Genomic DNA, 12,097 nt, shown 5'->3' with positions numbered 1-12,097 from the left:
AACCACGATCGTCCTCGCCCGTCAGCAGTCGCAGCGGCGGCGGCCTTGCGTGCCAGACCGTCCCGTCGACCCGCCGCGTGAGCGACAGGTCGAGCACCCGTCATGTCATGGTGACCAAAAGGGCTGGTCGAAACGCCCCACGCGCGTCCTCCGCCTGCCACGATGAGCGCATGAGCACACCAGCTGACGCCGCAGCGTCGCGGCAGGCCGCCACTGCGGCCGCATCCCGTCGCCTCTCCGTCGAGACCGCGGGCATCGAGATCATCGACGAATCGGAGCGTACGGCGCGCCCGCGCGACCTGTTCTGGCCATGGTTCGCGGCCAACGTCAGCGTCTTCGGCATGGCGACCGCCTCGTTCGTCCTCGGCTTCGGCATCTCTTTCGCGCAGGCGCTCGCGGTGTGCGTCGTCGGCGTCGTCCTGTCGTTCCTGCTGTGCGGACTCATCGCCGTCGCCGGCAAGCGGGGCAGCGCGCCGACGATGGTGCTGTCGCGCGCCGCGTTCGGTGTCCGCGGCCAGAAGGTGCCGGGCGTCATCTCGTGGCTGACGTCGATCGGGTGGGAGACGTTCCTGTCGATCATGGCGGTGCTCGCGACGTCCACGATCTTCGACCGGCTCGGCTGGGGCGGTGGCACGGCCACGAAGATCATCGCCGCCGTCGTCGTCGCCGCGATGATCGTGCTCGCCTCCGTCGCCGGCTACCACATCATCATGAAGCTGCAGTCCGTCCTCACCTGGCTGACGGGGCTCGCCACCCTCGCCTACGTCGCCCTCACCCTCGACGAGGTGCACTGGAGCGCGGTGACGGCCGTCCCCGCCGGTTCATGGCAGGCGGTGACGGGCGCGCTCGTCATGGTGATGACGGGGTTCGGGCTCGGCTGGATCAACATCGCCGCCGACTGGTCGCGCTACCAGCGCCGTGACGCCTCGGGCGGCGCGATCGTCTTCTGGAACACGTTCGGCGGCGCCGTCGCGCCCGCTCTGCTGCTGACGTACGGTCTGCTGCTCGCCGCATCGAATCCGAAGCTCGAGGAAGGCATCGCCGCCGACCCCGTCGGCACGCTCGCGACGATCCTGCCGACGTGGTTCCTCGTCCCGTTCCTCGTCGCGGCCGTACTCGCGCTCGTGTCCGGCGCGGTGCTCGGCATCTACTCCTCGGGCCTGACGCTGCTCAGCCTCGGCGTGCGCATCCCACGGCCGGCGGCGGCGCTCGTCGACGGTGCGATCCTGACGCTCGGCACGATCTGGGTCGTGTTCTTCGCGCAGGACTTCCTCGGCCCGTTCCAGTCGTTCCTCATCACCCTCGGCGTGCCGCTCGCGTCGTGGGCGGGCATCATGATCGCCGACATCGCGCTGCGGCGCCGCGACTACGACGAGGCTGCGCTGTTCGACGCCCGCGGACGCTACGACGCGTTCGACTGGACGTCACTGGCCGTCCTCGCGGTCGCCTCCGTCATCGGGTGGGGGCTCGTCGTCAACAGCTTCGCCGCGGACGCGTCGTGGAACAACTGGCAGGGCTACCTGCTCGACCCGCTCGGCCTCGGCCACGAGACGACGGACGGCTGGAGCGGCGACTGGGCCTACTCCAACATCGGCGTGCTCCTCGCGCTCGTGCTGTCGTTCGTCGCGACGCTGCTGCTGCGACGTGGGCGGGTGCGTCGTCAGGAACTCGACGATGACGCCGAACGCGGCGTTGTGGGCTCGGACGACCGGCGCGGGAAGGTGACGTCATGATCGCCGACGGGCTTCCCGACGACGCGTGGCTCGTCATCATCGACCCGCAGGTGGTGTTCGCCTCGTCCTCGAGCGAGTGGGGTTCGCCGATGTTCTCCGCCGCGCTCACGCCGATGCATGCATCGGCTGAGCGGTACACCGGCCGCACGATCGTCACGCGCTTCGTGCCGCAGCTGCCGCCGCAAGGATCGTGGGCGGATTACTACGCCGCGTGGCCGTTCGCGGCCCGCCCGGGCGACGACGAGATGTACGCCCTCGTGCCCGAGGTCGCCGACATCGCGGCGGGCGCCCACCATGTCGACGAACCGACGTTCGGCAAGTGGGGCGAGCAGGTGCGCGTACTCACAGGCGACACCCCGACGCTCGTGCTCGCGGGTGTCTCCACCGACTGCTGCGTCGTCGCGACAGCACTCGCTGCCGCTGACGCCGGGGCGCGCGTCCACGTCGTCGCCTCGGCCTGCGCCGGCTCGGACGTCACGAACCACGAGCGCGCCCTCGACGTCATGCGACTGTTCGCGCCGCAGATCACGGTGCACTGAAGCGTGTGCTGACGACGCGTCTCGACCTGACGTCGTGTCGTCAACAGGGTGCGTACTGCTCGACGGATGGGAGCAGCAACCCCGCGCGGCGGGATTCGAACTCGCAGGCAACGACGCGCGCCCAGCAGGCGTCGAACTGCAGATCGCAGCCTCGGCCACCACCTCCCCGGTACATTGGGGCGTCATGGCCGAACATCACACGCCCACGCCCAGCGTCCCCACCCGTCGTCGGGTGATGGCGCTCGCCGGGCTGGCCGGCGTCGTCGCCGTCACGGGGGCGGGGGCGACGAAGGTGGTCGCCGCGCACGGCGAGGGGCGTACGAACTGCTCGGCGCAGTCGGTCGTGCAGGTGGCGGCTCCCGCGGCGATCGCCGACGCCGTCCGTCACGCGGCGGATCAGGTCGAGGCACGCGGTGACGTATGCGCGTCGTACAGCGTCAGCTCGCAGAACCCGGGCGACACGTACCAGTCGATCATCACGAGTTCGCCGAGCGAACCGCAGGTGTGGATCAGCGACTCGCCCGCGTGGACGCAGCTCATCGAGAAGAAGCTCGGCAGCGGCTGGGTGACGACGGGCGACACGATCGCGACGAGCCCCGTCGTCATGGGCGTGCCCGCGAGCCTGCGCAGCGCGGCGAAGAAGCCGAACAGCTGGTTGAGCGTGCTCGACAACAAGCTGCCCGTTAGTTTCATCGACACCGATGTCGCGACGGAGAGCCTGCTCGCCGTCATCGCCGCAGATCAGCAGGCCAACACCAACGACGCGCGCTCCGACCTCATGCGCGCGGTGCTGCGCCTGTCGCGGTCGCTGACGACGGCCGCGACGATGGACGGCAACGCGCTGCAGGGCGCCGACCGCGCGCGCATCTACCCGGTGAGCGAGCAGCAGATGCTCGCGTTCAACAAGGCCCACCCCGACAAGCCGCTGACGCCGATGGTGCCGACGGGCGGCGCGAAACAACTCGAGTATCAGTGGGTGACGCCGGTGCGCGGCACCCAGGCCGACAGCGCTGCCCTCGATGCGCTGAAGCAGCAGTTGCTCAGCCCCGCGGAGAAGACCTACCGCAGCGAGCAGGGCTTCCGCGACGGCGGCAGTGACGCTCCGGCGGGCGGCAGCGTCCTACCGGCATCGCTGCCGATGATGGCGCCTGCGTTGCAAGCGACGACCGTCAGCGCCGACACGGCCTGGACGAACCTCAAGAAGGACGCGCGGATGCTCGTCCTCATCGACGTCTCCGGGTCGATGCAGACGAAGATCGACGGCGGCCAGAGCCGCATCGAGCTGATGGAGAGCACCGCCATCGCGGCGCTCGACGTGCTGCCGAAGACCACGCGCCTCGGGGCCTGGGCGTTCAGCTCCAACCTGCAGAAGAACCACGTCGACTACCTGCCGCTGACGAACGGTGAGCAGCCGATCCTCGACGACACCTACCGAAACGGCCTCATCGCGAAGGCGCACACGCTGCCGGGCCTCGCAGCGAAGAACGGCGACACGGCGCTGTACGACACGATCGCGGCGGCGTACAAGAGCGTCACCGACACCTACGACCCGAACTACGTCAACTCCGTCGTCGTCCTCACCGACGGCACGAACGACGACCCAAACGGCGGCCTTTCGCTCGATCAGCTCCTCGCGCGCCTCAAGTCGCAGTACTCGGCCGACAAGCCCGTCAAGATCGTCACGATCTCGCTCGGCACGGGTACCGACCCCGACGCGCTCAAGCGCATCGCCAAGGCCACCGACGGCCTCAGCTACCAGACGAAGACACCCGAGCAGATCTCCGGCGTGTTCGTCGACGCGTTCCTGCGCCGCTCCGACTACTGAGCGCCGGGGAGCCTGACGACGAACGCCAGGTTTCACCGATAACCTGCCGTGGTGACGAACGAACACGTGAACGCTGCGCACGAGACGATGAACGCGGCGGACGAAGACCGTCGTCAGGCCGTGCGTGATGCCGCCGCGGTGTGGCAGCGTCACCTCGTCGACCTCGGCGGGCGCAACTCGCTGCTGTGGCAGCGCACCGACGACTCCGTCGAGCTCGACCTCACGACGGCGCACCCGGCGGGCGTCGCGAAGCTGCTGTCGGGACGTAGCGTGCTGCTGTCGCAGATCGTGCGCTCGGAGCACGCGTACGCCGAGGCGTACGAGAAGGCGCTCGCGATCCGTGACCTGTCACGCGAACTGCTCGAGGAGCGCGGCATCCTCAGCTGTTTCCTCGCCCTCGGCCGCGCGACGTGGCAGATGAGCGGTGACGCGGTGCCGGCCGCGCCGATCCTGTTGCGCCAGTGCGACATCCACTTCGGTGGCCGCGGCGGTGACGATCTCGTCCTCGAGGTCTCGCGCACCGTCGAACTCAACTCGGCGCTGTCCACCTACTTCGCCTCACGCGGCATCAACATCGACCACGAGTACGTGACGGCGTCGTCGGCCGGCCCGCACGGGTTCGACCCGGCCCCGACGTACGCGATGATGCGCCGCGCGGGCGCGTCGATCCCGGGGTTCCGCATCGACGAGCGCCTCGTCGTCTCGACGTTCAGCTACGCGAAGCTGTCGATGGTGCGCGACGTCGCAGAGCAGGCGCCGCGCCTGCACACGCATCCCGTCGTCGCCGCGATGGCCGGTGACGAGGCGTCGATCTTCGACGTCGGCGCCGAGGCGCCCGCCGCTGGGCTCGACGCCGACCCGCGCGAGGAGTTCCTCGTCCTCGACGCCGACTCGGCGCAGCAGGCGGCGATCGACGCCGTCATGGGTGGCCAGCACCTCGTCCTCATGGGCCCACCCGGCACCGGCAAGAGCCAGACGATCGCAAATCTCGTCGCCACGCTGACCGCGCACGGCAAGAGCGCGCTGTTCGTCGCGGAGAAGCGCGCCGCGATCGACGCCGTCATCGGACGGTTGTCGGCGCTTGGCCTCGGCGACCTCATGCTCGACGCGCACGCCGGTTCCGGCACGCCCGCCGACCTCGTCGACACCCTCGCGCGACGCCTCGTCACCGCGCCCGCAGCGGGTGCCCCGCACGTCGGTGACGCCCTGCGCTCACCGCACGGCGACGGTCCGAGCGCGGACGGGCCGGACCCGCGCGTCATCGACGAACTCGAATCCGAGCGCGTCACCCTGATCGAGCACGTGCGCGCCCTGCACCGCGTGCGCGACCCGTTCGGCGTCAGCGCGCACGACGCGCAGAGCCGCATCGCCGAACTCAACGCCCTGCCGCACCCGCCGCGCTCACGCGTGCGTCTCGAGGGCGAGCCGCTCAACCGTCTCGACACCGAGGCGCGCGACGAGACCGGACGCACGCTGCTCGGACTCGCGCAGGATCGCGCGTGGAAGGGCGAGGGCGAACCCGACGCCTGGTTCGGCGCGCGCGTGCGCGGTAGCGAGCACAGCGAACGCGCTCGAGACCTCGTGCTGCGACTGGCCGGCGATGACGGCTCGGTTGGCGGAGGCTCGGGCGACGACGGCTCGGCCGATGAGGCCGGCGGCGAACTGGCCCGCCACCGTGCGTCGCTCGCGGCCCTCGCGGACGCGGCAGGGTTGCCCGTGCCGACGACGATGACGCAGGCCTCGGACGTGCTCGACCTCATGAGCCACGTGACGAAGACCCTCGACGTGTTCACCTCCGACGTGTTCGCGCTCGACCTCGACGCGGGCGTCGTCGCGAGCGCGCCGCGTACCGAGCGCAAGGGCGCCGAGCACCAGGTGGGCGCGATGGAGCGTCGCCGGCTGCTCAAGGAGGCCCGCGCGACGCTGCGTCCCGGGCGTCCGCCCGAGGATCTGCACGCCATGCTGCAGCGCGCCGCCGACGAGCAGGCGCGCTGGCGTGAGTTCGGCGGGCAGGGGCGCCCCTGCGTGCCGCCGATGACGGAGCAGGTGCGCGCCGCGCACACGCGCCTGACCGACGAACTCGACTGGCTCGGGCAGCGTCTCGAGGGCACGCGCGGTGCGACGAACCTCGTGACGCTCGACCTCGACGAGCTCGCCGCACGCCTCCAGACCCTCGCCGCCGACGCCGACCGTATCGAGGTCGCGGCGCGCTCCGGCTCGCAGATCGACCGCCTGCGCGCTCTCGGCCTCGGACCGGTCGTCGACGACTTCGCGGCGCGGGGCGTGAACGAGGACGCCGTGCCCGCCGAGTGGGAGTTCATCTGGTGGACGAGCGTGCTCGAGCGCGTGCGCCGTCAGGATCCGGCGTACGAGGAGCACCGCGGCAACGACCTGCGCGCCGCCGCGCAGCGCTACGCAGCAGCTGATCGCCGTCATCTCGACGAGACACCACACCGCGTGCGTCAGCGCGCCTACCGGCGCATCGACGCCGTCGCGCAGCACCTGCCCGAGCAGGTCGAGGCGATGGAGGCGGCTCTCGTCTTCGGTCACCACGCGGGCAGCGCCGACGCGCTGCGTCAGGCCTTCGCTGGTGCGCCGGATCTCATGACGGCGCTCGCGCCGTGCTGGGCGATGAGCCCGCTCGTCGTCGCGCAGACGCTGCCGCCGGGGCGCTGGTTCGACGTCGTCATCTTCGACGAGGCGAGCCAGATCCCGCCCGCCGAGGCGATCTCGGCGATCTCGCGTGGCGTGCAGGTCGTCGTCGCCGGTGACACACAGCAGCTCGCGCCGACGAGCTTCTTCCAGCGCACCTCGGCGGGGGAGGACACCGCGCACACGGGCGAATCCGTGCTCGACGTGCTCGCCGGCCTGCTGCCCGTGCGCCACCTGCGCTGGCACTACCGCTCTCTCGACGAGCGTCTCATCGCCTTCTCAAACGAAGCGGTCTACGAGGGTGAACTCATCACCTTCCCGCGCGCCGACGTCGAGAACGTGCTGCGCCTTCACCGCGTCGAGGTGCGCGAACCGTACCCCGACGAGGCGGCGCCGGATCAGGGCAAGGCCGAGGTCGAGGCCGTCCTCGACCTCGTGCGCCAGCACGCCGCGCAGCGCCCGCACGAGTCGCTGGGCGTCATCACCCTCGGCCTCACGCATGCTCGCCGCCTCGAACGCGCCGTCACCGCGCAGGCACGTGTCGACAGCGAGCTCGCCGCGTTCCTCGCCGCCCACCCGGAGGCGCCGTTCTTCGTCAAGAACCTCGAACGCGTCCAGGGCGACGAGCGCGACGCCGTCATCCTCTCCCTCGGCATCGCGCCGTACCCCACGGGCGCTCTCGTGCGCCGGTTCGGGGCGCTCAACCACGTCGGCGGTGAGCGTCGCCTCAACGTCGCCATCTCCCGCGCGCGCCGACGCATGGACGTCGTCTCCGCGTTCACCGGCGACGAGGTCGACCCGGCCGCGCTGCGCTCACGCGGCGCGGTGCTCCTGCGCGACTTCCTGCTCTACGTCGCCGAGTGCGATGAGCGCCTCGACACCGGCGCGGGCGAGCCGGAGCTCGACGGTGACGAACTCGTCACCGTCGTCGCCGGGCGACGGCGCCGCACGTCGTCGTCGGGGTCGGTGGCGCTGCGCCGCGTCGGCGCGGACGCCGTCATCGTGCCCGTGCCGTACGTCGTCGAGGACCTCGCGCGGCGCCTGCGCGCCGAGGGCCTCGTCGTGCACACCGGGTACGGACACTCGCGGATGCGTGTCGACCTGGCCGTCGAGCATCCGAGGGAGCCTGGCCGCATGCTGCTCGCGGTCGAGAGCGACGGTGATGCCTACGCCGCGATGGGCAGTGTCCGCGAACGTGATCGGCTGCGCCCCGAGGCGCTGGAGCGGCTCGGCTGGCACCATGATCGCGTGTGGACCGTCGACCTGTTCCGCGATCCGGCCCGCGATAGCTCCCGCATCGTCGCGCTCGTGGGTCGCCTCCTCGCGGAGGAGAACGATGAGCGATTCTGAGCCCCGTCGTCGTCGTCCGCGCCGGGCGTCGGCGCCTGCGACGCGCACGGTGGACGGGCAGACGCAGGTTGCCACGAGCCGCGACGGTGAGGTCGCCGCTGACGGCGCCGCGGCGCCCGCGTCGGCCACGCCTGACGCCGACTGGTCGCGCTGGTGGAGCCGTGACGACGACGCGCCGGGGCCGCGCAGCGCTCAGGATCAGTGGTACCTCGATCAGCGTCCGCCGCACTGGGGTTGAGCCTGGGCTCCGGGGGAATGGCGGAGCGGACATGACGAAGGGCGTGAACACCATGGTGTTCACGCCCTTCGTGCGCTCAGAGACCGAGAGGCCTCATGCGCTCGATGAGCCTCAGAGGCGGCGGCCGGCGCGCAGCTCGTCGCGGATCTCGGCCAGCAGCGACAGCTCGGTGTCCTCGGCGTCAGCCGGCTTGGCGAAGCGGGCCTTGGCAGCCTCGTAGGGCTTGACCATCGCGAAGTACACGACGAACGCGAGGACGAGGAAGCTGACGAGAACCGTGAGGAACGCGCCGACGTGGACGCCGCCCGGCTTGTAGGACGAGAAGTCCGGCGTGCCGCCGAGCTTGCCCAGCAGGTCCATGACGATCGTGACGAAGGCCTCGACGACCTTCGCGAACGCGCCGGCCATGATGAAGGCGACGGCAAGCTCGATGAGATTGCCGCGCATGATGAAGTCCTTGAAGCCCTTCATGGCTTCTCCTAACTGCTCGGAATGCTGTGTGGAAGGTGCAGTGATGAGAGTACCCAGATGGGTGGAAAGTCGGGAAATCAAAACGGCCAGGCGTGTCGTCGTGCGTGATATAAGGCCATCGCTCACAGGCAGCCGGTGACGAGGAGGCCGCTTCCCGAATCCGCGGCGTTTCCCAGATGTTTGGCCACGCGGACGGTCTCGGCATCGGTCAGCGCGATCGAGACCGTGCTTGGCGACGTGTTCGACATCACATCGCGAGCGGGAACTCGAGACGAACCCGGGTAGGTCGGGGCGCAGCTGACGAGCCGCGTCCCGGAGGCGTCCCACACGTCGACGCGGGCGGCATCCTGTGGGTTCGGCCCCACCGCCGTGATGCGCACGATGTGGCGTCCCCGCAGAGCGGCCGGTGCAGGGCCGTCGGCCGACGCGCCCGACGTGGCCGCGGACGCCGCAGGAGCGGGGGCGCCGCCCGACGGTGCCGCGAGCGCCGCGCCGACGAGCAGGCAGGTGATGGCCGCGGCCTTGCGCAGCCGGCGGCGACGCGTCGCGGCCGCGCGCGTCGGGGCGTTGAGGCGGTGGACGACGTCGAGGGTGCGCAGTGAGGGCATGGCTCGACGCTAGGGCGAACCGCGTCGACGGCGCGCGTCGTCACGCCGCAGGCTGTGGATCAGGGTGCCCGGCCGTCACACCTGGGGATGGCCGTCAGGCGTCGGAGCTGCTCGAACCGCTCGAGCTCGAACCGGAACTCGAGCTCGTGCCGGAGGAACGGCTGTCGGTGCGGTAGAAACCCGCCCCCTTGAACGTCACGCCGACGCTGTTGAACACCTTGCGCAGCGGGCCGCCGCACTCGGGGCACGTCGTGAGAGCGGGGTCGTCGAACGACTGGCGCGCCTCGAAACCGTGGCCGCATTCCTTGCACGCGTAGGCGTAGGTGGGCATCGTCATTCCTTCTCTCGTGCCGGCGGGCGGCGCTGGTTCGACTGCGTCATGGTAAGGCAGCGTCAGGGTGAGGCAGGCGCGCGTCGCTCATGCACGGGGCGCGGTGGGCATGCGCCAACCGGCGAGGCGTCCGCCCTCGCTCACCTCGCGGAAGCGGGCGAGGGTGCGCGCGCGCACCGTCTCCTTCGTCACGACGAGCAGTTGATCGCCGGCGCGCAGCACGCTGCGCTCGCCGGGCACGTAGCTGCGATCGCCGTTGACGACGAGGGTGACGTTCGCGCCGACCGGTAGGCGCAGCTCGTACAGCATGACGCCGACGAGCTGCGAGTGCTCGCCGACCTTGACGTGCAGCATGTCGGCGCGCAGTTCCGTCAGCGGCGTGTTCTCGACCTCGAGCTCGACGGCGTGCGCGTCGTTGCCGATGCCGAGCATGCGGGCGACGAGCGGCAGCGTCGGGGCCTGCAGGAACGTGAAGACGACGACGAGGACGAAGACGAGGTCGAAGATCCAGCGCATCTGCTCGGCGCCCGCGGTGAGCGGCACCGTCGCGAGGACGACCGGCACCGCGCCGCGAAGCCCTGCCCATGACAGGAACACCTGCTCGCGCCAGGAGAAGCCGAACGGCGTCATCGACGCGATGATCGAGGCGGGGCGGGCGAGCAGGAGCAGGACGAAGCCGACGACCATGGCGGGCACGAACTGGTCCATGAGGCGGCTGGGGGAGGCGAGCAGGCCGAGCAGGACGAACAGGCCGATCTGCGCGAGCCACCCCATCGCCTGCCCGAAGCCGCGCACGGCCTGACGGTGGGGGATCGGCATGTTGCCGAGGACGAGCGCCGCGAGGTAGGTCGCCATGAAGCCGCTCGTGTGGACGACGGACGCCGCGGCATAGGCGAGGACACCCCCGGCGACGACGCCGATGGCGAACAGACCTGACGAGCCGGGCGCGATGCGCTGCGAGAGGGCGCCGAGCACCCAGCCGACAGCGAGGCCGACGAGCGCGCCACCGGCGAGTTCGAACACCGCCATACCGGCGAGGGAGAGGACGCCGTGGTGCTCGCCGCCGGGCACCACCTCGTCCGCGAGGGCGACGACGAGCAGCACGACGGGCGCGTCGTTGAAGCCCGACTCGGCCTCGAGCACGCCAGCGAGGCGATGCGGCAGCGGCACCTTGCGCAGCACCGAGAACACGGCCGCGGCGTCCGTCGAGGAGACGATGGCGCCGAGCAGCAGCGACGTCTTCCAGTCGAAGTCGAGCAGGAGGTGCGTCGCCGAACCGACGACCGCGACGGAGACGAGCACGCCGAGCGTCGACAGCAGCAGGGCCGGGGCGACGGACGCGCGGATGCTGCTCCACTGCGTCGTCAGACCGCCCTCGATGAGGATGAGGATGAGCGCGCAATAGCCGAGCACCTGCGTGAGGTTCGTGTTCTCGAAGCCGATGCCGAGCCCACCCTCACCGAGAGCGACGCCGATCGCGAGGTAGATGAGCAGCGTCGGCAGCCCCGAGCGGTTGGCGAGGCGAACGGCGGCGACGGCGACGAGCAGGACGAGCGAGCCGACCAGCAGCGTCAGCGGCAGGTCGGCGGTGTCAAACCCGGTGGTGGCGGCGGCTTCGATCATCGGGCCCCCTCCTCAGGTCGGCGTCAGCGGGTGGGTGCGTCGGCGTCGGCTCGGCCTCGTCGCGGGCCGGTGCCTCAGTATCCCAGGGCGTCGCCGAAGCGGACGAGGCCGTCCACGGTGAGGGCCGCGTCGACGCGTTCGTCATGCGCCTCGACCGGGATGCGGGGCGCATCGGGGCCGGTCAGCAGCTCGTCGGGAAAGACGACGGCGACGACGGGTGTGCCCGGCCGTCGGCGCGGCAGGGCGCGGTCGTAGCAGCCGCCGCCCTGGCCGAGGCGTTCGCCGTTCGGGCCGATCGCGAGCGCGGGCGCGATGACGAGGTCGGCGGCCGCGATGCCACTCGTGCCCAGGTCGTCGCCCGTGGCGACGTCACGCCAGGACAGGTCGAGATCGGCGAGCGTGATCGGCACGAGCAGGCGCCCGCGCGCCCTGGCGGCGGCGTTGATCGGTTCGAGGTTCGACTCGCTTGTCAGCGGCTCGAACGAGGTGACGCGGGTGGCGCGTGCCAGCAGCGGTTCGAGGTGACGCAGCAGCGCAAGTCCGTCGGCGTGACGTTGCTCGGGGCTCGTCGCATCACGACGCTCTCGACGCGCGGCGCGAAGTCGTGCGCGCAAATCGCGCTTGGCGACGCGCTCGCGCTCGTCGGGCGTCGGCTCGACGTCGCGCGGAGGTGTCGCGCCGGTCGGTGCATCCGGGGCCCCGTTGTCGGTCATGAGGGCTAGCCTAG

At 70.9% G+C, this 12,097-nt stretch carries 10 protein-coding genes; 5 read left to right on the top strand and 5 right to left on the bottom strand.

What is annotated here, in order from left to right; translation table 11 throughout:
* Positions 1-170 precede the first annotated feature (170 nt).
* From EDC82_RS11090 to EDC82_RS11070, 5 genes are read left to right on the top strand one after another with little or no spacing between them, the layout of a single operon-like run.
* Positions 171-1,733, top strand: coding sequence for a cytosine permease (locus EDC82_RS11090; protein WP_131941566.1), 1,563 nt, complete (start codon positions 171-173; stop codon positions 1,731-1,733).
* On the top strand, positions 1,730-2,272 hold the full coding sequence (locus EDC82_RS11085; protein ID WP_131941564.1) for an isochorismatase family protein: 543 nt from the start codon (positions 1,730-1,732) through the stop codon (positions 2,270-2,272). Before EDC82_RS11090 ends, EDC82_RS11085 begins: the two co-directional genes overlap by 4 nt.
* A 34-nt stretch (positions 2,273-2,306) precedes the next feature.
* On the top strand, positions 2,307-4,097 hold the full coding sequence (locus EDC82_RS11080; protein ID WP_131941562.1) for a VWA domain-containing protein: 1,791 nt from the start codon (positions 2,307-2,309) through the stop codon (positions 4,095-4,097).
* A 51-nt stretch (positions 4,098-4,148) separates the two neighbouring features.
* On the top strand, positions 4,149-8,099 hold the full coding sequence (locus EDC82_RS11075) for an AAA domain-containing protein (RefSeq protein ID WP_160126239.1): 3,951 nt from the start codon (positions 4,149-4,151) through the stop codon (positions 8,097-8,099).
* Positions 8,086-8,337 carry a hypothetical protein gene (locus EDC82_RS11070; RefSeq protein ID WP_131941558.1) on the top strand — a complete coding sequence of 84 codons (252 nt, stop codon included), beginning with the start codon at positions 8,086-8,088 and terminating at the stop codon, positions 8,335-8,337. The genes EDC82_RS11075 and EDC82_RS11070 overlap by 14 nt, the downstream gene beginning before the upstream one ends.
* 111 nt (positions 8,338-8,448) lie before the next feature.
* On the opposite strand, the gene EDC82_RS11065 is transcribed toward EDC82_RS11070, so the two are convergent.
* The 5 genes from EDC82_RS11065 to EDC82_RS11045 all read right to left on the bottom strand — a co-directional run bounded on the left by EDC82_RS11065 (position 8,449) and on the right by EDC82_RS11045 (position 12,083).
* A complete protein-coding gene (locus EDC82_RS11065) occupies positions 8,449-8,808 on the bottom strand; it encodes an MscL family protein (protein WP_006945817.1) in 360 nt (119 codons plus the stop codon).
* A gap of 122 nt (positions 8,809-8,930) precedes the next feature.
* Complete coding sequence (locus EDC82_RS11060) at positions 8,931-9,416, bottom strand: hypothetical protein (RefSeq protein WP_131941556.1); 486 nt, start codon at positions 9,414-9,416, stop codon at positions 8,931-8,933.
* 94 nt (positions 9,417-9,510) lie between these two features.
* On the bottom strand, positions 9,511-9,747 hold the full coding sequence (locus tag EDC82_RS11055) for an FmdB family zinc ribbon protein (protein ID WP_040014333.1): 237 nt from the start codon (positions 9,745-9,747) through the stop codon (positions 9,511-9,513).
* Positions 9,748-9,834: 87 nt separating this feature from the next.
* Positions 9,835-11,370, bottom strand: coding sequence for a potassium/proton antiporter (locus EDC82_RS11050; RefSeq protein ID WP_006943918.1), 1,536 nt, complete (start codon positions 11,368-11,370; stop codon positions 9,835-9,837).
* Positions 11,371-11,444: 74 nt separating this feature from the next.
* Complete coding sequence (locus tag EDC82_RS11045; protein ID WP_131941554.1) at positions 11,445-12,083, bottom strand: 5-formyltetrahydrofolate cyclo-ligase; 639 nt, start codon at positions 12,081-12,083, stop codon at positions 11,445-11,447.
* Positions 12,084-12,097 lie beyond the last annotated feature (14 nt).

It is taken from the genome of Dermacoccus sp. SAI-028 (assembly GCF_004346775.1).
Lineage (GTDB): Bacteria > Actinomycetota > Actinomycetes > Actinomycetales > Dermatophilaceae > Dermacoccus > Dermacoccus nishinomiyaensis.
The sequence above is the reverse complement of the archived record's forward strand: the minus strand, read 5'-3'. Positions and strand labels throughout refer to the sequence as shown.